Origin of the sequence: Sphingomonas sabuli, assembly GCF_014352855.1 — a bacterium.
Taxonomy (GTDB): Bacteria; Pseudomonadota; Alphaproteobacteria; order Sphingomonadales; family Sphingomonadaceae; genus Sphingomicrobium; species Sphingomicrobium sabuli.
The window spans coordinates 170,603-189,718 of record NZ_CP060697.1; the positions used below are offsets into that span (position 1 = coordinate 170,603).

The window sequence follows — 19,116 nt, forward strand, 5'->3', positions numbered from 1 at the left end:
CACCTTTGTTGAGGTAAGAAAGCGATTAGAGGTAGCGCAGGCCGTGGAAGGGGATTTGGATGGCGCTCGGGGCGCTGATTGCCGCCTATTCGGAAGACGACTCGGGCGGGCTGCTGGCGTTGCTCCCGATCGCCGGGCGGACCTTGCTCGATTACCAGGTGCGCTGCGCGGCCGCCGCCGGGGCCGCGCCGATCGTCGTGCTGGTCGACCAGATCCCGATCGCTCTCAACGACGTCCTGCAGCGCCTGGAACGCGATGGGCTGGCCGTGGTGACGGTCAGCGACAGCACGGAAGCCGCCAGCCGCTTCGAAGCTGGCGAACTGGTGCTGCTGCTGGCCGACGGACTGGCCCCGCCGCCCGAATTGCTCGGCGCGGTCGCCGCGGCGGAAGAGCCGGTGATCGTTACCGTCCCGGACGACGAGGCGCATCGCAAGTTCGAACGGATCGACGCCGCCAGCCGCTGGGCGGGCGTGGCGCTGGTCGAAGGGCAGGCGATCGGCGCGACCGCCGCCATGCTCGGCGACTGGGACCTGCAATCGACGTTGCTGCGCCGCACCTTGCAGGACGGCGCCCGGCTGATGCCGGTGCCGGCGGAAACCGGCGAACCGCTACTGGCGCACAGCGCCGCCGACCTTGCCGGCCTCGACCGGCACCTGATCGTCGCGTCGCGCGGCGCCCGGCGCGACTGGGCTAGCCGCTACGTGCTTCCGCTGGTCGAGGAATATTCCACCGAGCGCCTGCTTGAAACCAGCGTGCGTCCGGAATCGCTGGTCCAGCTGTCGGTGCTCCTGTGCCTCGCCGCGACCCTCGCTTTCGCAACTGGCTGGTTGTGGCCGGGGCTCGCCTTGCTGGTCGTCAGCACGCCGCTCGGCCTGATAGCGCGCCGCCTTGCCGCGCTTCGGCTGCAGCCGATGACCAACCGCTCGCTGGCCCGGCGCCTGCAATGGCCGGCGACCGGCGCAGCGCTGGTGGCGCTTGGCTGGTGGCTGTCGGCCAACGGTTCGGGGTGGGGCGCCTTGTTCGCCGCGGCCACTGCGCTGGCCTTCGCCGAGGCCCAGCGGGTTGAGCGCGGAAAGCTGGAGATTCCGGGCGAAATCTGGCTCTTCTCCCGGCGCAACGCGATCCTCGCCGCGCTGCCCTTCGCGGCCTTCGGCGCCTGGACGCTCTACCTCGCCGGGCTGGCCGTCTATGCAGCGGCCAGCTTCTTCATCGCCCAGCATGTGAACCATGGGGTCGGAATCGAGTTGACGCCGCGTTAACTGGCCAATGATAAATGGATCGCGATGGTGCCCGTCGAATGGCCGATCGCCGCCCCTTCCGTTGAAGGTGGGCCTGTTCCCGCTCGCGCCGCGGGGGGAAGCCGCTTGGCCTGCGCGCGCGCCGACTTCTTTCTCGACCGGAACCAGCGGCTAAGCGAGCAGGAACGCTCGTTGATGATGGCGATGCTTGGCGACCTCGTCGCCATGCTGGCGGACGAATTCGCGTTGCAACTGGCCGCGGCCGAGCCCGCCAACGACCATCGCGACGGGCTGTTCGACCGCCTGTGGGCCAGCAACCTGCTCGACATTCCCGATCTCGTTCGCCTGTTGCTGCGCCGGGCGGAAGAGGAGCGGCTGTGCGCGGCGATCCGGACCGGCCGGCCGGGCGGCCGTTCGCGTTTCCTCCAGTCTCTGGTCAGCGACGATGACGGCGACATCTCCGCCGCGGCGATGGCGCTGATCCTTGCCGCAAGCCGCCGCCGCGACCGCTTCGACGGCCCGCGCGCTGCCTTCGACGATGTCCCGGCCGAAGCCGCCGTCCCGCTGGTCAGCGCGATTGCCGCCGCGCTCCGCCCGGAGGTCGCCGCGCGGCTTGGCGACGGCGAAGCCGACGAGCGCCTGTCGAGCGCCGCTCGTGCGCTGCTGGCCCGCCATGATGAAGGCAACCGGCTGGAAGCTCGCACCTTCGACCTCGTTCATGCCCTCGAAAAGGCGGCCGCCCTCGACGCGAATTTCCTGCGCTCGGCGCTGGCCGACGGCGAAGTCGCCCTGCTGGTCGAAGCGCTCGCCCGGCGGGCCGGGATCGCGTTCGATTCCGCGTGGGACCATTTTACCGGCGGCGCGGGCCAGTTGGCCCTGCTGCTGCGCATGAGCGGCATCGAACGCGCGCTGGCCGCCGAACTGGTGGCGACTTTGGCCCACCTCGTCGGCAGTGATGCGGAAAGCGAGATTGCCGCCTTCGATTCGCTGACGGACGCGGCGGTGTCGTCGGCCCGCAACTGGCTCCGGTTGGACCCAGCCTATCGCGCGGCGGTCACGGACCTTGGCCATGGCAATGGCTAGCGCCCCGTCCGATCCGCCGCCGGTCCTCGGCCGGGTCGATGCGGCCGGCCGGCTGACGTCCGCCGACGCGAAGCTCGAACGGCTCCAGATCGAAGCCGGGTCGCGCCTTGGCGCGGCGCTCGCGCTGCCGCAACTGGCCAATGTCGTCCGGCTGGCGCAGCGGCTGCAGATCCCGGTGTCGCGCCGGGTCCTCGCCGCCGGCCGCGACCAGGACATCGACATGTGGGTGCGCGCCGTGCCCGAAGACGGCGAAATCGCGCTGTCCATCGACCAGTGGACCGCCCGCGCCGCCGCCACGCCGCGGCTCGCCCTGATTGCCCCCGACGATGCGGAAACGCTGGCCGCGCAACCGCTCGCTTGGTCGGTGGACGAACATTTGCGCGTGGGGACGCTGGCGCCGCAACTCGCCGACATGCTCGACGTGGACACCGCCGCACCGGTGCGATCGCCGCTGACCAGGCTGGTGCGGCTGGTGGAGGATGACGACGGCGCGATGCCGCTGCTCGACGCGCTGGCATCGCGGACCGGCTTTACCGCGCAGCGGGTTACCATCCGCGCGACCGGGGAAGAGCTGTTCCTCTCCGGTGACGTGGCGCTGGCCCCGGACGGTTCGTTCGCCGGCTTCGGAGGCTCCGCGACCGTACCTGGCGAGGCCACACCGTCAGTCCCCGGCCGGCCGATCATCGACGGCGCGATCCACAGCGCCCTGCGCTCGCCCCTCGACAGCATCGTCCGTTCCGCCGAGGACATGGTGCGGCAGCCGGACACCGACGGGCCAAGCGACTATGCCGAATATGCGTCCGACATTGCGTCGGCCGCGCGTCACCTGCTCTCCGTTATCCAGTCGCTGGGCGACCAGCCAGGCCGCAATGGCGGCGTCCGCATCGATATCGGCGGGCTGGTCGAAGAAGCCGTCGCCCTGCTCGAAACCGCTGCCCGCGAACGCTCGGTCATCGTCGGGGTTGAACGCGTCGACGGGCTGTACGCCCGGGGCGACACGCGCAGCATCGTCCAGATCCTCGTCAACCTAGTCGGCAATGCCCTGCGCCACTCGCCTCGCGCGACGGCGGTCACGGTCTCGTTCGAACGGCGCGGCGGCCGGGTCATCGTCCATGTCGCCGACAAAGGGCCGGGCATCGAATATGCCGACCAGCAGCGCATTTTCGAACGCTACGAAAAGGGCTCCGCGGCGGGCGAGGGCAGCGGACTCGGCCTCGCCATTTCGCGACGTCTTGCCCGCGCCATGGGCGGCGACATCCGGCTGGAAAGCACGCCCGGGGAGGGCGCGCGCTTCAGCCTAGACCTGCCGGCCGTCTAGCCGCGCTGGCCGACCGGCGCGTAGTCGCGCTGGGTGGCCCCGACGTACAGCTGGCGCGGACGGCCGATCTTCTGCTCGGGATCGGAAATCATCTCGTTCCACTGCGCGACCCAGCCAACCGTGCGGGCAAGAGCGAAGAGGGCCGTGAACATTTCCGTCGGAAAGCCGATCGCGTTGAGGATCACGCCCGAATAGAAATCGACGTTCGGGTATAGCTTCTTCTCGATGAAATATTCGTCCTTGAGCGCGATCTGCTCGAGCTCGCGGGCAGTATCGAGCACCGGGTCGGAGATGTTGAGCTCCTTGAGCACCTCCTCGGCGGTTTCCTGCATGACCTTCGCGCGCGGGTCGTAATTCTTGTAGACGCGGTGGCCGAAGCCCATCAGCCGGAACGGATCGTCCTTGTCCTTGGCCCGGTCGATGTAGTGCGGGATGTTCTCGGGCTTGCCGATCTCGCGCAGCATGTTGAGCGCCGCCTCGTTGGCGCCGCCATGCGCCGGGCCCCACAGGCAGGCGATGCCCGCGGCGATACAGGCGAACGGGTTGGCGCCTGACGATCCGGCCAACCGGACGGTCGAGGTCGACGCATTCTGCTCGTGGTCGGCGTGGAGGATGAAGATCCGCCGCATCGCATTCTCGATGACCGGATTGACCTCGTACGGCTCGGCCGGAACGCCAAAGGTCATGCGCAGGAAATTGCCGGTGTAGCTCAGCTGGTTGTCCGGATACATGAACGGCTGGCCGACCGAATATTTGTACGCCATCGCCGCGATCGTCGGCATCTTGGCGATCAGCCGGTGCGATGCGATCATCCGCTGGTCGGGATCGGTAATGTCGGTGCTGTCGTGATAGAAAGCGGACAGTGCGCCGACGACGCCGCACATGATCGCCATCGGGTGCGCATCGCGCCGGAACCCGCGGAAGAAGATCATCAGCTGCTCGTGCAGCATGGTGTGGCGCGAGATAGTGTAGGTAAAGGCGTCGAGCTCGCTCTGCGTCGGCAGTTCGCCGTGCAGCAGCAGGTAGCTGACTTCCATGAAGGTCGACTTTTCGGCCAGCTGGTCGATCGGATAGCCCCGGTGGAGCAGGACGCCCTTTTCGCCGTCGATATAGGTGATCGCGCTCTGGCAGCTGGCGGTCGACGTGAAGCCGGGGTCGTACGTGAACATCCCGGTGTCGCCGTACAGCTTTCGGATGTCGACCGCTTCCGGTCCAACCGTTCCCTCCAGAACCTTGAAATCATGATCCCCATCGGGACCTTTGAGGGTGACGGATTCGCTCATTCTTGTGGCTCCAAAATCTGGTCTTCTATGCGGTTCAGGCTTTCGCCCTGCCCGAGCAGGGCAAGCACGTCAAAAATGCCCGGGCTGGTGGTGCGCCCCGTGAGGGCGGCCCGCAGCGGCTGGGCAAGCTTGCCAAGCTTCACGTCGGCCTGCTCGGCCACCTGGCGGATACAGTTTTCGACGGCATCGTGGTCCCAACTGTCGAGCGTCGAGAGCGCTCCATGCGCGGCCTTCAGCAATGCGCGATTTTCGGGGGTGAGCAGCTCGCCAGCGGCCGGCTCCATGGCCAGCGGCCGGGCGTCGAACAGGAACTTCGCCCCTTCGGCCAGCTCGATCAGCGTTTTCGCGCGGGCCTTGAGCTCAGGCATCGCGCGGACCAGCAGCGCGCGTTGATCCGGCGTCAGTGCCGCGCCGATCCGCGGCGCGATCAGCTCGGCCAGCCGCTCGTCATCGGCCTCGCGGATGTAATGGCCGTTGAGGTTCTCCAGCTTCTTGAAGTCGAACCGCGACGGCGACTTGCCGACATGGTCGAGGTCGAACCACTGGATCGCCTGGTCGCGCGCGATGATTTCGTCGTCGCCATGGCCCCAGCCGAGCCGGAGCAGGTAATTGCCGACCGCTTCGGGCAGATAGCCCATGTCGTCGCGATAGGAATCGACGCCCAGCGCGCCGTGCCGCTTGGACAGCTTGGCCCCGTCCGGCCCGTGAATCAGCGGCACGTGGGCATAGGTCGGCACCGGCCAGTCCATCGCCCGCACGATCGCCATCTGTCGAAAGGCGTTGTTGAGATGGTCGTCGCCGCGAATGACGTGCGTGACGCCCATGTCATGGTCGTCGACCACCACTGCCAGCATGTAGGTTGGGGTACCGTCCGACCGCAGCAGGACGAAATCGTCGATCTCGGCATTCTGAACCGCGACCCGCCCCTGGACCTTATCCTCGATGGTGGTTTCGCCGTCCTGCGGTGCTTTCAGGCGCACGACATAAGGCTGGTCCGCCGGTCCGTCGTCGCGGTCGCGCCATGGGCTATGGATGCGGAACGGCCGCCGTTCCTTCTGCGCCGCCTCGCGCTGCGCCGCCAGTTCCTCCTGCGTCATGTAACAGCGATAGGCGTGGCCGCGCTCAAGCAACCGGTGCGCGACTTCCGCGTGGCGCGACCAGAATTGCGACTGGTAATATTCGTGCCCGTCCCAATCGAGGCCCAGCCAGCGCATGCCGTCGAGGATCGCCGCGATCGCCGCGTCGGTCGATCGCGCCTTGTCCGTATCCTCGATGCGCAGCAGGAACTTGCCGCCGTGGTGGCGGGCGAACAGCCAGTTGAACAGCGCCGTGCGCGCTCCGCCGATGTGCAGGAAGCCGGTCGGCGACGGCGCAAAGCGCGTGACGATGGTCGAACCGCTTGCGCTCAAGCGTGGATTCCTCTTGTTTGGGTTTTGCAATGCAATGGACGAGCGCCCCTAACATAGAGGGTGCGCCTCTTCCACAGCGGGCTCGGGGCTATTGGAAGGCGCAGTTTTCTGCGGCGTGGGAAAGGATCGAAGCCTTTCTCGAAGCCGAGCGCGCGCAACTGCCGCCGTGGGCGGTGGTGGCGTTCGGCGGCGGCATTGCGTCCTGGTTCGCGCTCGATTCGCCCGCGCAATGGGGCGCGCTTATCGCCATCTGCGCCGCCCTGGCGCTAGTCGGTTTCGTGTTCGGGCCGGGGCGGGCAGGGCGGGCCGCCGGCTGGATCGGCCTTGCCGCGGCGCTGGGATGCGCCCTTGTCTGGGTCCGCTCCACCTATGTCGCGGCGCCGCGGCTCGACCGGCCGGTCATCGCCACCTTCACCGCGCGCGTCGAACGGGTCGAACCGCTTGCGGCCAAGGACGACGTCCGCCTGACCGTCGCGCCGGCCGACACGCTTCTCCCGCCGCGCGTGCGCGTGTCGATGAAGGCGGAAGACGCGCCGGACGGCCTCGTTTCCGGGGCCATGATCCGCACGCGGGCGCGCCTCGCGCCGCCGCCGCCCATGGCGCTGCCCGGAACCTACGATTTCGCGCGCGACGCCTGGTTTCGCCAGATCGGCGGGGTCGGCCGGGCGTTCGGCGGGGTCGAAATCATCAGGCCGGGCAGCGCGGGGGGCCTCGAACAGGTGCGCAACCGGCTGGGCAGCCACATCCGCGAACGCCTGCCCGGCGCGTCCGGCGGAATCGCCACCGCTTTGGCCACCGGCGACCAGAATGCGGTCGGCAAGCAGGATGCCGAAGCCATGCGCCGCAGCGGGCTGACTCACCTGCTCAGCGTTAGCGGGCTGCACATCGCCGCGGTGGTGGGCGCGGCCATGCTGCTGACCCTGCGCCTGCTCGCCCTGTCGGAACGGCTCGCCCTACGCGGCAACATCGTCCTGATCGCCGCGGGCGTTGGGGCCGTCGCGGGGGTCGGCTACACCCTGCTTACCGGTGCGCAGGTGCCGACGGTGCGCAGCTGCATCGTCGCCTTGCTGGTGCTGGCGGGGATCGCGCTCGGCCGCGACGCACTGAGCCTGCGATTGCTCAGCGTCGCCGCGCTGGCGATCATGCTGGTGAAGCCGGAAAGCGTCGCCGGGGCCAGTTTCCAGCTCAGCTTCGCCGCCGTCGCGTCGATCATCGCCTTGCATTCGACGCCTTGGGCGCGGCGGACGTTCATGCGCCGCGACGAAGGGGTGTTCGCCCGGTTCGGACGGGCGGTACTGGCCATGCTGGCGACTGGCCTCGCCGTCGAATTCGCGCTGATCCCGTTCGCGCTCTTTCATTTTCACAAGGCCGGTCTGTACGGGATCGCCGCCAACCTCGTCGCCATCCCGCTGACCACGTTCGTGATCATGCCGCTGGAAGCCGCCGCCCTGCTCCTCGACAGCGTCGGGCTCGGCGCGCCCTTGTGGTGGCTGACCGGTGCTGCGGTCGACCTGCTGCTGTGGCTGGCGCGGACCGTCGGCGGCGCCAGCGGCGCGGTGGCCACGCTTGCCGCCATGCCCGGCTGGGCGTTCGTCCTGATCATCCTTGGCGGGCTGTGGCTGGCGCTATGGACCAGCCGCGTGCGGCTGCTTGGCCTGGTGCCGGTCGGGCTCGGCGCGATTGCCGCCGTAACGGCGCCCGTTCCGGACATGCTCGTTACCGGCGATGGCAAGCATCTCGCTATCCTCGGCCGCGACGGTGTCCCGCGCATCCTGCGCAACCGCACCGGCGAATTCATGCGCGACGTCTTCGCCGAAAGCTCCGGCTACGACGGCGACCCGCTGGTGCTGGAAGCCGCCGGCTTCGCCAATTGCTCGCGCGACTCGTGCGTGGCGCGGGTCGTCCGCGACGGCCGCAGCTGGCAGGTCCTGGCGACCCGCTCGTCCGATTGGCTCGAATGGCCGACGATGATCGCCGCCTGCGCCCGGGCCGATATCGTCGTGTCCGACCGGCGCCTGCCGCGCGGCTGTCAGCCCAAATGGTTGAAACTCGACCGCTATTCGCTCGCCCGCAGCGGCGGCGTGGCGCTGTACCTCGGCCATCGTCCGCGCGTCGACAGCGTCGCCGCGCGGGTTGGACGGCACCCGTGGGCGAATCGCCCGGAAACTGCTAAATTCCGCGCGCGGTGACATAAGGAGGACGGCAATGCCGCAATATGTGATCGAACGGGAAATGCCCGGCGTGGGCGGACTCGGCGCCGACGAGCTCAAGGGCGCATCGCAAACCAGTTGCAGCGTCCTTCGCGACCTTGGTCCCGATATCCAGTGGGTGCAAAGCTACGTCACCGACAACAAGATCTATTGCATCTACCGCGCGCCCGACGAGGCGATCATTCGCGAACATGCGGAACGGGGCGGCTTTCCCGCCAACGCGATCAGCGAAGTGCGGTCGGTAATCGATCCGACGACCGCCGAATAAGCCCTACTCGCCGGCCTTCTGCCAGACCGCGAGCTCGTTCCCGGCCGGATCGCGAAAGTGGAAACGGCGGCCGCCGGGAAATTCATAGATCGGCTGAACGATCACGCCGCCGGCCGACCGCACCGCCTCCAGCGCGGGTTCGACGTCGTCGACCTGGATGACGGGCAGGGGCGCCTTCGGCTGGCTGGCCGCGTCGGCATCGAGGCCGATGTCGGTATCGCCGGTCACCGTCGCGGCATAGGTCGGCCCGAATTCGGCCAGCGACCAGCCGAATGCCTGCTCGTAAAAGCGGCGCGACCCCGCAATGTCGGCCGCGGGAAGTTCGAAATAGTCCAACCGTGCCATCGTCTGCACTCCCGTCCCGGGCGCCATCAGTAGCGGCGGATCAACCCAGCCAGCCGGCCCTGGATCTGCACCCGCCCCTCGTCGTAACGCTGCGCCTCGTACCGGGTGTTGGCCGGGTCCAGCCGGATGGTGCGGCCTTCGCGGCGATAAGTCTTCAGCGTCGCTTCTTCATTGTCGATCAGCGCCACGACGATTTCCCCGTCGCGGGCAGTGTCGACCTTGCGGATCAGCGCAAAGTCGCCGTCGAGAATGCCTTCCTCGATCATCGAATCGCCGGAAACCTCCAGCGCATAATGCTCGCCCGGGCCGAGCAGGGCGGCGGGAACGGCAAAGCCTTCGGTGCCCTGCAGCGCCTCGATCGGCGTGCCGGCTGCGATGCGCCCGTGCAGCGGGATCTCGATACTGTCGTTGGCGGCGGTGGGAACGACGGGTTTCGCGACCATCGCCGGCGGCGCGCTGGCCTCGGGCAGCTTGACCACTTCCAGCGCGCGCGCCCGGTTGGGCAGGCGGCGGATAAAGCCGCGCTCCTCAAGCGCCGAGATCAGGCGGTGCACGCCGGACTTCGACTTGAGTTCGAGCGCCTCGCGCATTTCGTCGAAGCTCGGGCTGACGCCGGTCTCACCAAGCCGTTCCTTGATGAAGAGAAGGAGCTCGCGCTGTTTCGCCGTTAGCATGCTATCCCCTGTCGTAAAGAACGAACGGGGAACGTGTAGGAAACAAACCGGTCCGGGTCAAGCGGGGTCGCTATTCCCCGCTGGTGATCCGCTTCTTGGCCGCGGCAATCGCCTCCTCATTGCGGCGCACCTTCACGCTTTCGCGCACGGCGGCCAAGAACTGGTCGCCATATTCCTGTGCCAACGGCTGCTGGAATTCCTTCTGCACGGAACTGATCAGGCCGGGCTGGTTGAGCGCGTTGCCGGGAATGATCTTGTCGACCTTGACGATGAAGAAGCCCGGCGCCTCCTGCAGCGCCCCGACCTGCGTCTTGCCCGACGCGGTGCTGAACAAGGCGCGCAGCGGGGCCGGGACCTGCTCGCCGCCCTGGGTCAGCTGGATCCGGCGCGCGCGCATCGGCCCGATCGGCGGAAGCTGGCGGCCCGACGCTTTCACCGCATCGGCAAGCGAGGTCTTGCCCGACGCCTTGGCGCCGATCGACTTGGCCAGTGCCATCGCCTGGTCGGACGCGGTCTTGGTGATCCAGTCGCGGCGCACCTGATCGCGGATCGACGCCAGCGGGGCCGGAGCGGCCGACACCACTTGCGCCGGCGCGACGAGGGCGAAGCGCCCGTCGTCGCCCAATTGCTCGATCACCGGATCGTCGGTCGGCGCCAGCTCGAAGCCGGATTTCAGCGCCGGGACCAACGTTTCGGGCAACTTGTACGCGGCGTCGGTGCGGCTTGCGCCGGTCGCGGTCACCAGCGGCGTCGTCACCACCGTCAGGTTGGCGGCCTTCGCGGCCTGGTCGAAATTGGCGCCGTCGTCGATCGCGTCCTGCACCCGGTCGACCAGCGTGCCGAGCGCGGACTGCTGCTTTTCCTTGCTGATCGCGGCGGCGATTTCGTCGCGCGCCTGGGCCAGCGTCTTGCCGCTTTGAGTCTTGACCGAATCGACCTTGATCACGTGCCAGCCAAGGCTCGACTGGACCGGGCCGATGATCGCGCCCTGCTGGGCGGAAAAGGCCTGCGCTGCGACCGCGTCACCGGCGACATCCGCAAAGTCGGCGCGGGTCTGGTCGCCCAGCGCGACATCGTCCGCGCCAAGGCCGGCGGGTGCCGCGGCCTGCGCGAATGCCTGGCCGGCGCGGGCGCGCTGGGCGATGCCGGCGGCGACCTTCTGATCGGGGACCACCGCCTGGCTGAGCGAGCGGATGTCCCTCGCGGCATAGTCGGCCTGGCGGGACTTGTAATAGGCTTCGATTTCCTGCGGCGTGGCCGCGACGTTGACCTGGTCCGGCCCGATCTCGGCGATCTTCAGCACGCGCTGTTCGGGCACCATGTAACGGCTGCGTACCGACTGGTAATATTGCTGCAGCTGCGCATCCGTCGGGTTCAGCCCGGCGGCAAACAGCGACAGCGGGACGAATGCCACCTGGCCTTCGCGCTGTTCCAGCAGCATCGAGGCATAAGGCGTCGCCACGCCCACCGAAATCTGCGGGCTGCTCGCGGCCGGGGTCACCAGCAGCCGTTCCAGCAGCGAGGCGGTGACCAAAGTGCGAAGCTCGGCATCGGTCATCCGCTGCCGCGCCAGGAAGGCGTTATAGCTGTCTTGCGACACCTGGCCGTTCAGGCCGCGGACGCCGGGCAGCTGGGCGATCTCGGCATCGACCAGCCGCTTGGAAATGACAAACCCCTGCTGCTCGGCAAAGGCGCGCAGCGAACGTTCGTCGATCAGGTTGGCCATGAGCGGGTCGAAGTCCGCGGCGATGGTCGCATAGGTCGCTTCCGGGTTCTGTTCGCGCACCTGCGCCAGCCGCCGCTGCATCGCGCTGCTGGCGTCCTGGTCGGTCAGCTCCAGCGATCCGACCTTGGCCAGCGTCGTGCTGTTGAGCCGGGCGCCGCCGCCTAGTCCCTGCAGGTCCCCGATCGCGAAGCCGGCCAGGATCATCAGCCCCACGAGGACGATGATCACCGTCCCGATGGACGACTTGGACATGCGGCGGAAGGTCTTGAACATTCGGAACGTCTCGCAACTGGTGGATTGACGCGCGCTGTACGGAGGGATGCTTGCGCCTTCAAGGCCGCGGCGGCTAGGCCCGGCCGCGAACGGCAAGGGACAGGCAATGCGGCGGACGATGTTGGTGGTCGGAAACTGGAAGATGCACGGCGTGTCGGGCGACATGCCGGAAATCGAAGCGATTGCCGCCGTGGCCCGCGATACGGCATCGGTCGATAGCGGCCTGTGCCTGCCCGCGACCCTTATCGAACGCGCCGTTCGGGCGGTCCCTGGCTTTCCGATCGGCGCGCAGGACCTGCACCAGGCGGACCGCGGCGCGCACACCGGCTGCACGTCGGCCGAAATGCTGGCCGATGCCGGCGCGACGATGGCCATCGTCGGTCACAGCGAACGGCGCGAGGCGCAGTGCGAAAGCGATGCCGACGTCCGCGCCAAGGCGCAGGCGGGGCTGGCGGCCGGACTGCTCACCATCCTGTGCGTCGGCGAATCGCTCGACGTGCGCGAAGCCGGCGACGCCGTCGCCACGGTCGGCGGACAGCTGGAAGCCTCGCTTCCGGCGGTTGACGATATCGGCCGGCTCGCCGTCGCCTACGAACCGATCTGGGCGATCGGCACCGGCAAGACCGCGACCGCCGCCGACATCGGCGAAATGCACGGCGCGCTGCGCCAGCGGCTGCTCGCCGTGTACGGCGACAAGGGCGCGGGCGTGCGCATCCTCTATGGCGGATCGGTAAAGGCGGCCAACGCCGCGGAAATCTTCGCGGTCGACGATGTCGATGGCGCGCTGGTCGGCGGCGCCAGCCTCAAGGCGGCGGATTTCGTGCCCATAATCGAGGCCGCGGCGTTGAAAGCCTGACGCGCCGACGCTAAGTCGCGGCGAAATCCATTCCGAAAGCCCGCCGATGTTCACTTTTCTGTTGATCGTTCAGACCCTTGTCGCCGCCGCTTTGGTGGCCGTCATCCTGATGCAACGCTCCGAAGGCGGCGGGCTTGGCGTCGGCGGCAGCTCGTCGGGCTTCATGACCGCTCGCGGCGCGGCGGACTTCCTCACCCGCTCGACCGCGGTTCTTGCCGCGATCTTCATCGCGCTCGCGATCCTGCTTGCCGCTATTGCCGGCGTCAGCCGCGATCAGCCGACGATCGACACGTCGCTCGCGCGGCCGTCCGCCCCGGCGACGTCGCCCACCGGCACGCCGCTGCCGGGTCAGCAGCCGACGCAGCAACAGCCGGCCGAACAGACGCCGGCGCCGGCCGGCGAACAGCCCGCCGTCCCGGTCCAGTAAGCCGACGCTACAGCAGGCTGGTACGCTCGACGCGCACCGGCCGAAGCCAGCGATATGCCGTACGGTTGTAGGTCGTCACGACCTGCGCGCCGGCCGGCTTGCGTGGATCGACAAGGCGCGTTCGCCAATGCGTGCCGGTGCGCCGGAAATACCAGGTCTCGATGATGATAATGCCGGCGAACAGGTCCTTGACGACCTGCGCGAAGTGATCGACGGCCTCCACCGTCGTCTGCTCCAGGCTCCATTCCTCGTAGATCAGGCGCGGGGCGTAGATGTTGCACGGCCAGCCGTCCGCTTCCTGCCAGGTGATCGCGGTGGCGCCGCCCAGCGCGGGCAGGTCGCCACACGCGATCTCGACCGAATTCCCCTCGATCGTGACCGACTGAACCAACCGGGCGGGGATCGCCGCCGTCAACCGCTCGGCGATTTCATCGGGGGTCGGCAGGCGCATCGTCATTTGGTGGCAACAGCGGGCAATTATTTCCACCAAATTTGATTCGGGCGCTTGCCAGACTGCGGTCGCCATCCCTAAGCCCCAACTCCCATGGCGCGGTTCATTTTTGTCACCGGCGGCGTGGTCTCATCGCTCGGCAAGGGTCTGCTCTCGGCATCGCTGGGGGCATTGCTGCAGGCGCGCGGCTACAAGGTGCGAATCCGCAAGTTCGACCCCTATCTGAACGTCGATCCGGGCACGATGAGCCCCTATCAGCACGGCGAGGTCTACGTCACCGACGACGGGGCGGAAACCGACCTCGACCTTGGCCATTACGAACGCTTCACCGGCGTTTCGGCGCGCCAGTCGGACAACGTCACCTCGGGCCGCATCTATCGCGACATCATCGCCCGCGAACGGCGCGGCGATTATCTTGGCGCGACCGTGCAGGTGATCCCGCACGTCACCAACGCGATCAAGGAATTCGCCTTGTCGGACATCGACGGCCTCGATTTCGTGATTTGCGAAATCGGCGGCACCGTGGGCGACATCGAAAGCCTGCCGTTCGTCGAGGCGCTGCGCCAGCTGCGCAACGACCTTGGCCGCGACCAGACGGTCAGCGTCCACACGACGCTCGTCCCGTGGATCAGCGCCGCGGGCGAGCTCAAGACCAAGCCGACCCAGCATAGCGTCCGCGAAATCGCCAGCCTCGGCGTCCAGCCGGACGTCCTCCTGTGCCGCTGCGAAAAGCCGCTGCCGGATTCCGATCGCGAAAAGATCGCGCTGTTCTGCAACGTGCCCAAGTCGGCGGTCATTCCCGCGCTCGACGCGCGGTCGATCTACGACGTGCCGCTGCAATATCATGGCGAAGGGCTGGACGACGAGGTGCTGCGCGCTTTCCGCATCGCCGACGCCCCCGCGCCCGACCTTACCCGCTGGACCGAAATCATGGACCGGCTCGACAATTACGAAGGCGAAGTGACGATCGGCGTGGTCGGCAAATATGTCGGCCTTCCGGATGCCTATAAAAGCCTCAGCGAAGCGCTGGTCCACGGCGGCATCGCCAACCGCACCCGGGTCAAGATCCGCTGGCTCGACGCGGAAATGTTCGAAAGCGACGAAAGCGAACTGGCCGCCCAGCTTGAACCGATGCACGCGATCCTCGTCCCCGGCGGCTTCGGCGACCGCGGCAGCGAAGGCAAGATCGCCGCGGTGAAGTTCGCCCGGGAACGCGAAATCCCCTTCTTCGGCATTTGCCTCGGTATGCAGATGGCCTGCATCGAAGGCGCCCGCGAAGCGGGTGTCGACGGCGCCTCGAGCACCGAGTTCGGCGAAACCACGGAGCCGGTGATCGGCCTCATCACCGAATGGATGAGCGAGGCTGGACTGCAGGAACGCGCCGCTGACGGCGACATGGGCGGGACCATGCGGCTCGGCGCTTACGAGGCCGAACTGGGCGGCAACAGCCGCGCCGCCAGCATCTACGGGGCCAGCCGCATCGTCGAGCGGCACCGCCACCGGTACGAGGTCAACACGCACTATTTGCCGACGCTGGAAGAGGGCGGGCTGGTCTTTTCCGGCATGTCCCCCGACGGCCGCCTGCCCGAAGTGGTCGAACGGCCCGACCACCCGTGGTTCATCGGGGTTCAGTTCCATCCTGAGCTCAAGAGCCGCCCGTTTGACCCGCACCCGCTGTTCGCCAGCTTCATCGAAGCCGCGGTCAACCAGTCGCGGCTGGTCTAGCGCGCGGCGATTCCCGCCGTTGCGGGCGCTCCCAACCGCTCCTAAATGGCGGGCATGACCAACAGCGTTTCGACCCGCCTCGCGGTGCTTGGCTCCGGCCCCGCCGGCTACACCGCCGCCATCTATGCCGCGCGCGCCGGCCTGTCGCCGATCGTCATCCAGGGCATTCAGCCCGGCGGCCAGCTGACGACCACCACCGATGTCGAAAATTATCCCGGCTTCCGAGACGTCATCCAGGGTCCGTGGCTGATGGAAGAAATGCAGGCGCAGGCCGAACATGTCGGCACCAAGATCGCCTGGGACCATATCTCCAGCGTCGACCTGTCGCGGCGCCCCTTCGTGCTCAAGGGCGACGGCGGCACCGAATATCACGCCGACGCGCTGGTCATCGCGACCGGCGCGCAGGCCAAGTGGCTGGGCCTGCCGTCCGAAGAACATATGAAGGGCAGGGGGGCGTCCGCCTGCGCTACCTGCGACGGCTTTTTCTATCGCGGGAAGAAGGTGGCGGTGATCGGCGGCGGCAACACCGCGGTCGAAGAAGCGCTTTACCTGACCAATCACAGCCACGACGTCACGCTGATCCACCGACGCGACAGCCTGCGCGCCGAAAAGATCCTGCAGGACCGGCTGTTCGCGAACGAAAAGATCAACATCGTGTGGGACAGCGAAGTCGTTGAATTCGTCGGCGGCGGCGATCCCGAAGCGTTGGTCGGGCTCGACATCCGCAACCGCAACACCGGCGAAATCAGCCGCATCGAATGCGAGGGCGCGTTTGTCGCCATCGGCCACAAGCCCGCGACCGAATTGTTCGGCAGCCAGCTGGAACTGGACGAAGACGGCTACATCAAGGTCGAAACCGGGACCACCAACACCAGCATCGAAGGCGTGTTCGCGGCCGGGGACGTGATGGACAAGACCTACCGCCAGGCGGTGACCGCGGCCGGCACCGGCTGCATGGCCGCGCTGGACGCGGAAAAATATCTCGCGTCGATGGAGTATGAGGCGCTGGCCGCCGAGTGAGCGCGGCCGTCACGTATCGCGATGCCCGCCCGGACGACGCGGCGGCATTGTCCGCCCTGTTCGGCCGCAGCTTTACCGAGACATTCGGCCACCTTTATCAGCCCGGCGACCTGGCCGCTTTCCTGGCCGAACAATCGCCTGACCGTTGGGCCGACCAGCTCGCCGACCCTGACTTTGCCGTCCGCATCGCGGCGGCGGGCAGTGAAGCGGTCGGCCTGATCAAGCTCGGCCCGCTCAAGCTTCCGGTCGACAATGCGCGCGACGCGCTGGAACTGCGCCAGCTCTACGTCGACCGATCCTTCCACGGCGAAGGCGTCGCCGCGGCGCTGATGGACTGGCTGGCGGAAGAAGCCGGTCGGCGCGGCGCGCGCGAACTGTACCTCTCGGTTTACGCCGACAACCATCGCGCCCGGCGCTTCTACGCGCGCTACGGCTTCGAATATGTCGGGCCGACCGTGTTCATCGTCGGCGACCATGTGGACGAAGACGTGATCCTGCGCCGCGCGCTCTAGGCGCTGCCGCCGGCTCCGGGATAGGATTTGCCTTTCAGCAGCCCCGCCAGGTGCGCCGCATTGGTGGCGACGATTTTGGCCGTTTCGGTCACTTTCTTTGGAGTCTTGTCGAACTCCTTGAAATCCTTCGACGCCATCGCCTCGCCGACCCAGTAACAGGATGCCATCGCCGGGATCGTCCAGCCGACATCGTTGAGCGACTGGAACAGCTCGGCCGCCGTATGGTGCGCGCCGTCCTCGTTGCCGACGATCGCCGCCACCGCGACTTTGCCATAGGGCGGGTAGATGCCGTCGTCGGTGGCATCGCCAAGGAAGGCGTCCATCCGCTCCAGCACGCGCTTGGCCACGCTCGACGGCTGGCCCATCCAGATCGGCGTGCCGAAGATAAGGATGTCGGCGGCCATGATCTTCCTGAGGATCGCCGGCCATTCGTCGCCATCGCCCTCGTCGTTCTTCACGCCCGGCTTCACGTCGTGGTCGGCAATGCGGATGGTCTCGCCGACATCGACGTCCTGCTCGCGCAGATGCTTCGCCACGACGGCGATCATCGCGTCGGTCGACGAGCTTTCGCCGTTTCCGCGCTTGAGGGTGCAATTGATGGCAATGGCGCTCAGCTTCATTCGGTCCTTCTCCTTCTGCTGGGCGGACGGATGAGGCGCGGCTTCGTTCCCGTGGTTAACGAAGCGGTAGGACCTTTGCCCGTATGCCCGCCTTCGGATTTCAGGGGAGCGGGCTGGCAATGGCCACACAGGGTATCGAGCAAGTCACCGAAAATGCGATCCGCGCGGTGGCGCGCGACTGCGGCTCCCTGTCGATCGAATGCAGCGATGTCGCCGGCTACGTGTCCGACGTCGCCCAGCGCATCAGCGACAACCTCAAGATGCTCGACCAGCTCGAAGAGGTCACCACGCGTTTGCTCGCCGACCAGGGCCGGGTGTCCGACAGCACCGACGAAGCGCGGCTTCTCGCGGAACAGGCCAAGGCCAAACTCGATGCCGGCCGCGATGCCATCGACGGTACCATCGGCGGGTTCAAGGGGCTGACCGAACTGGTCGTCCAGCTGGGCGAGCGGATGGCCGGCTTCGCTTCGGCGATGAACCAGGTGCAGATGGTTTCCTCGACCATCGAGGCGATCGCGCGCAAGACCAACATGCTGGCGCTCAATGCGACCATCGAGGCAGCGCGCGCCGGGGATGCCGGGCGCAGCTTCGCGGTCGTCGCCGCCGAAGTGAAGAAACTTGCCCACGACACCCGCGCCGCGACCAGCCAGATCGCCGCCACCATCGGCGAACTGACCCGCGAGGCCGGCGCCGTCACCTCCGAGATCAAGACCGGCGTTGAACGCAGCCGCGAAGCGCAAAAGGGCTTCGGCCAGATCAGCGATACCGTCCGCGAAGTCAGCGAAATCGTCGCCATGGTCGATCGCCAGACCGAAGGCATTGCCCATTCGACCAGCATGATCCAGACCAGCGTCGACCGCGTGAAGGCCGGCTTGACCGACTTTTCCGGGGACGCCCGCGCCAACGGCAATCAGCTGGTGTCGGCCAAGGAACGGCTTGGCCACCTCGAACTGCTGTCCAACACAATGCTCGACACGCTGGCCAATTCCGGCGCCGAAATCGACGACACGCCGTTCATCCTCAAAGCGCAGGAAGCGATGCGCGCCATCCAGGCCGCGGTGGAACAGGGCATCGCCAACGGCGAGATCGACGAGGAAGCGGTGTTCGACCGCAATTACCGGCTGATCGAAGGCAGCAACCCGGCCCAGTATGACAGCGGCTTCTGCGACTTCGCCGACACTTATGTCCGGCCTGTGCTCGACCGCTTCAAGGCCAGCGACGGCCGCATCATCGGCTCCGCCATCACCGACGTGAACGGCTATCTTCCGACCCATTTGTCGGAACGGTCGCACAAGCCCGGTCCGGATCCGGTGTGGAACGACGAACATTGCCGCAACAAGCGCATCTTCATGGACGAGACGACCCGCAACGCGATCAATTCGAACAAGCCGGCAATGCTTGCCACCTACCGCATGGAGCTGGGCGACAAGTATATTCCGGTGAAGAACGTGTTCGTCCCGCTCTGGGTGAACGGCCGCCGCTGGGGCAATTTCGAACTCGCCTACCGCGACGAATAAAGCAGCCCCAGTCTCACCCGTTCGGGTGAAACTCGGGTCAGCGAAGCCGCCTAGACCTCTCCGGGAAACTGGAGAGGTATCATGGCAAAATCGCTTTCACTTTCAGCCGTCGCAGCAGCGCTTTTGCTGAGCGGCTGTTCATCCGCGCCGCGCAGCTTTGC

General features: G+C 67.2%; 18 protein-coding genes. 11 read left to right on the top strand and 7 right to left on the bottom strand.

Features of this window, described 5'->3' with window-relative positions:
- Positions 1-59 precede the first annotated feature (59 nt).
- From H8M03_RS00915 to H8M03_RS00925, 3 genes are all read left to right on the top strand, one after another.
- The gene (locus tag H8M03_RS00915; protein WP_187479912.1) at positions 60-1,259 is read left to right on the top strand and encodes a hypothetical protein; all 1,200 of its coding nucleotides are present in this window, start codon (positions 60-62) and stop codon (positions 1,257-1,259) included.
- A gap of 105 nt (positions 1,260-1,364) precedes the next feature.
- Positions 1,365-2,321, top strand: coding sequence for a DUF2336 domain-containing protein (locus H8M03_RS00920; protein WP_187479913.1), 957 nt, complete (start codon positions 1,365-1,367; stop codon positions 2,319-2,321).
- Positions 2,314-3,639, top strand: a complete 1,326-nt coding sequence (locus H8M03_RS00925; protein ID WP_187479914.1) for a sensor histidine kinase — start codon at positions 2,314-2,316, stop codon at positions 3,637-3,639. The genes H8M03_RS00920 and H8M03_RS00925 overlap by 8 nt, the downstream gene beginning before the upstream one ends.
- On the opposite strand, the gene H8M03_RS00930 is transcribed toward H8M03_RS00925, so the two are convergent.
- Positions 3,636-4,922: a citrate synthase gene (locus H8M03_RS00930; RefSeq protein ID WP_187479915.1), complete on the bottom strand. Its 1,287-nt coding sequence runs from the start codon at positions 4,920-4,922 to the stop codon at positions 3,636-3,638. The genes H8M03_RS00925 and H8M03_RS00930 overlap by 4 nt on opposite strands.
- Positions 4,919-6,331, bottom strand: a complete 1,413-nt coding sequence (gene gltX, locus H8M03_RS00935) for a glutamate--tRNA ligase (protein ID WP_246448958.1) — start codon at positions 6,329-6,331, stop codon at positions 4,919-4,921. The genes H8M03_RS00930 and gltX overlap by 4 nt, the downstream gene beginning before the upstream one ends.
- 173 nt (positions 6,332-6,504) lie before the next feature.
- On the opposite strand from gltX, the gene H8M03_RS00940 reads away from it, so the two are divergent.
- Together H8M03_RS00940 and H8M03_RS00945 are read left to right on the top strand one after the other, a co-directional pair.
- Positions 6,505-8,520: a ComEC/Rec2 family competence protein gene (locus H8M03_RS00940; RefSeq protein WP_246448959.1), complete on the top strand. Its 2,016-nt coding sequence runs from the start codon at positions 6,505-6,507 to the stop codon at positions 8,518-8,520.
- 16 nt (positions 8,521-8,536) lie between these two features.
- Positions 8,537-8,809: a DUF4242 domain-containing protein gene (locus H8M03_RS00945; protein ID WP_187479918.1), complete on the top strand. Its 273-nt coding sequence runs from the start codon at positions 8,537-8,539 to the stop codon at positions 8,807-8,809.
- Between the two features lie 3 nt (positions 8,810-8,812).
- Here H8M03_RS00945 and H8M03_RS00950 read toward each other — a convergent pair whose 3' ends face one another.
- The 3 genes from H8M03_RS00950 to H8M03_RS00960 form a co-directional block, all read right to left on the bottom strand.
- Entirely contained in the window at positions 8,813-9,154 is a 342-nt protein-coding gene (locus H8M03_RS00950) for a VOC family protein (protein ID WP_187479919.1), read from the bottom strand.
- A 26-nt stretch (positions 9,155-9,180) separates the two neighbouring features.
- The gene (gene lexA, locus H8M03_RS00955) at positions 9,181-9,828 is read right to left on the bottom strand and encodes a transcriptional repressor LexA (protein ID WP_187479920.1); all 648 of its coding nucleotides are present in this window, start codon (positions 9,826-9,828) and stop codon (positions 9,181-9,183) included.
- A gap of 70 nt (positions 9,829-9,898) precedes the next feature.
- Positions 9,899-11,827 (bottom strand): peptidylprolyl isomerase, encoded by a 1,929-nt coding sequence (locus H8M03_RS00960; RefSeq protein WP_187479921.1) that lies wholly within the window; start codon positions 11,825-11,827, stop codon positions 9,899-9,901.
- 106 nt (positions 11,828-11,933) lie between these two features.
- On the opposite strand from H8M03_RS00960, the gene tpiA reads away from it, so the two are divergent.
- Both tpiA and secG read left to right on the top strand, forming a co-directional pair.
- Positions 11,934-12,683: a triose-phosphate isomerase gene (gene tpiA, locus H8M03_RS00965; RefSeq protein WP_187479922.1), complete on the top strand. Its 750-nt coding sequence runs from the start codon at positions 11,934-11,936 to the stop codon at positions 12,681-12,683.
- Between the two features lie 46 nt (positions 12,684-12,729).
- Entirely contained in the window at positions 12,730-13,110 is a 381-nt protein-coding gene (gene secG / locus H8M03_RS00970; protein ID WP_187479923.1) for a preprotein translocase subunit SecG, read from the top strand.
- Positions 13,111-13,117: 7 nt separating this feature from the next.
- Here the strand turns inward: secG and H8M03_RS00975 are convergent, their stop codons facing one another.
- The gene (locus tag H8M03_RS00975; protein WP_187479924.1) at positions 13,118-13,567 is read right to left on the bottom strand and encodes a hypothetical protein; all 450 of its coding nucleotides are present in this window, start codon (positions 13,565-13,567) and stop codon (positions 13,118-13,120) included.
- An 87-nt stretch (positions 13,568-13,654) separates the two neighbouring features.
- Here H8M03_RS00975 and pyrG point away from each other — a divergent pair, with 87 nt between their 5' ends.
- The 3 genes from pyrG to H8M03_RS00990 are packed head-to-tail and all read left to right on the top strand — an operon-like array spanning position 13,655 to position 16,818.
- Entirely contained in the window at positions 13,655-15,286 is a 1,632-nt protein-coding gene (gene pyrG, locus H8M03_RS00980; RefSeq protein WP_187479925.1) for a CTP synthase, read from the top strand.
- 54 nt (positions 15,287-15,340) lie between these two features.
- Positions 15,341-16,306, top strand: coding sequence for a thioredoxin-disulfide reductase (gene trxB / locus H8M03_RS00985; RefSeq protein WP_187479926.1), 966 nt, complete (start codon positions 15,341-15,343; stop codon positions 16,304-16,306).
- Entirely contained in the window at positions 16,303-16,818 is a 516-nt protein-coding gene (locus H8M03_RS00990; RefSeq protein ID WP_187479927.1) for a GNAT family N-acetyltransferase, read from the top strand. The genes trxB and H8M03_RS00990 overlap by 4 nt, the downstream gene beginning before the upstream one ends.
- Here H8M03_RS00990 and H8M03_RS00995 read toward each other — a convergent pair.
- Complete coding sequence (locus H8M03_RS00995; protein WP_187479928.1) at positions 16,815-17,438, bottom strand: flavodoxin family protein; 624 nt, start codon at positions 17,436-17,438, stop codon at positions 16,815-16,817. The two genes, H8M03_RS00990 and H8M03_RS00995, sit on opposite strands and share 4 nt — an antisense overlap.
- Positions 17,439-17,557: 119 nt before the next feature.
- On the opposite strand from H8M03_RS00995, the gene H8M03_RS01000 reads away from it, so the two are divergent.
- Entirely contained in the window at positions 17,558-18,955 is a 1,398-nt protein-coding gene (locus tag H8M03_RS01000) for a methyl-accepting chemotaxis protein (RefSeq protein ID WP_187479929.1), read from the top strand.
- The last annotated feature ends 161 nt before the right edge of the window (positions 18,956-19,116 follow it).

Bases quoted from the DNA above. Each gene is read 5' to 3' on its own strand.
- H8M03_RS01000 (WP_187479929.1), top strand. From the start codon at position 17,558: ATGGCCACACAGGGTATCGAGCAAGTCACCGAAAATGCGATCCGCGCG.
- H8M03_RS00915 (WP_187479912.1), top strand. From the start codon at position 60: ATGGCGCTCGGGGCGCTGATTGCCGCCTATTCGGAAGACGACTCGGGC.
- H8M03_RS00925 (WP_187479914.1), top strand. From the start codon at position 2,314: ATGGCTAGCGCCCCGTCCGATCCGCCGCCGGTCCTCGGCCGGGTCGAT.
- secG (WP_187479923.1), top strand. From the start codon at position 12,730: ATGTTCACTTTTCTGTTGATCGTTCAGACCCTTGTCGCCGCCGCTTTG.
- trxB (WP_187479926.1), top strand. From the start codon at position 15,341: ATGACCAACAGCGTTTCGACCCGCCTCGCGGTGCTTGGCTCCGGCCCC.
- pyrG (WP_187479925.1), top strand. From the start codon at position 13,655: ATGGCGCGGTTCATTTTTGTCACCGGCGGCGTGGTCTCATCGCTCGGC.
- lexA (WP_187479920.1), bottom strand. From the start codon at position 9,828: ATGCTAACGGCGAAACAGCGCGAGCTCCTTCTCTTCATCAAGGAACGG.
- H8M03_RS00930 (WP_187479915.1), bottom strand. From the start codon at position 4,922: ATGAGCGAATCCGTCACCCTCAAAGGTCCCGATGGGGATCATGATTTC.
- H8M03_RS00975 (WP_187479924.1), bottom strand. From the start codon at position 13,567: ATGACGATGCGCCTGCCGACCCCCGATGAAATCGCCGAGCGGTTGACG.
- H8M03_RS00950 (WP_187479919.1), bottom strand. From the start codon at position 9,154: ATGGCACGGTTGGACTATTTCGAACTTCCCGCGGCCGACATTGCGGGG.
- H8M03_RS00995 (WP_187479928.1), bottom strand. From the start codon at position 17,438: ATGAAGCTGAGCGCCATTGCCATCAATTGCACCCTCAAGCGCGGAAAC.
- H8M03_RS00945 (WP_187479918.1), top strand. From the start codon at position 8,537: ATGCCGCAATATGTGATCGAACGGGAAATGCCCGGCGTGGGCGGACTC.
- H8M03_RS00960 (WP_187479921.1), bottom strand. From the start codon at position 11,827: ATGTTCAAGACCTTCCGCCGCATGTCCAAGTCGTCCATCGGGACGGTG.
- tpiA (WP_187479922.1), top strand. From the start codon at position 11,934: ATGCGGCGGACGATGTTGGTGGTCGGAAACTGGAAGATGCACGGCGTG.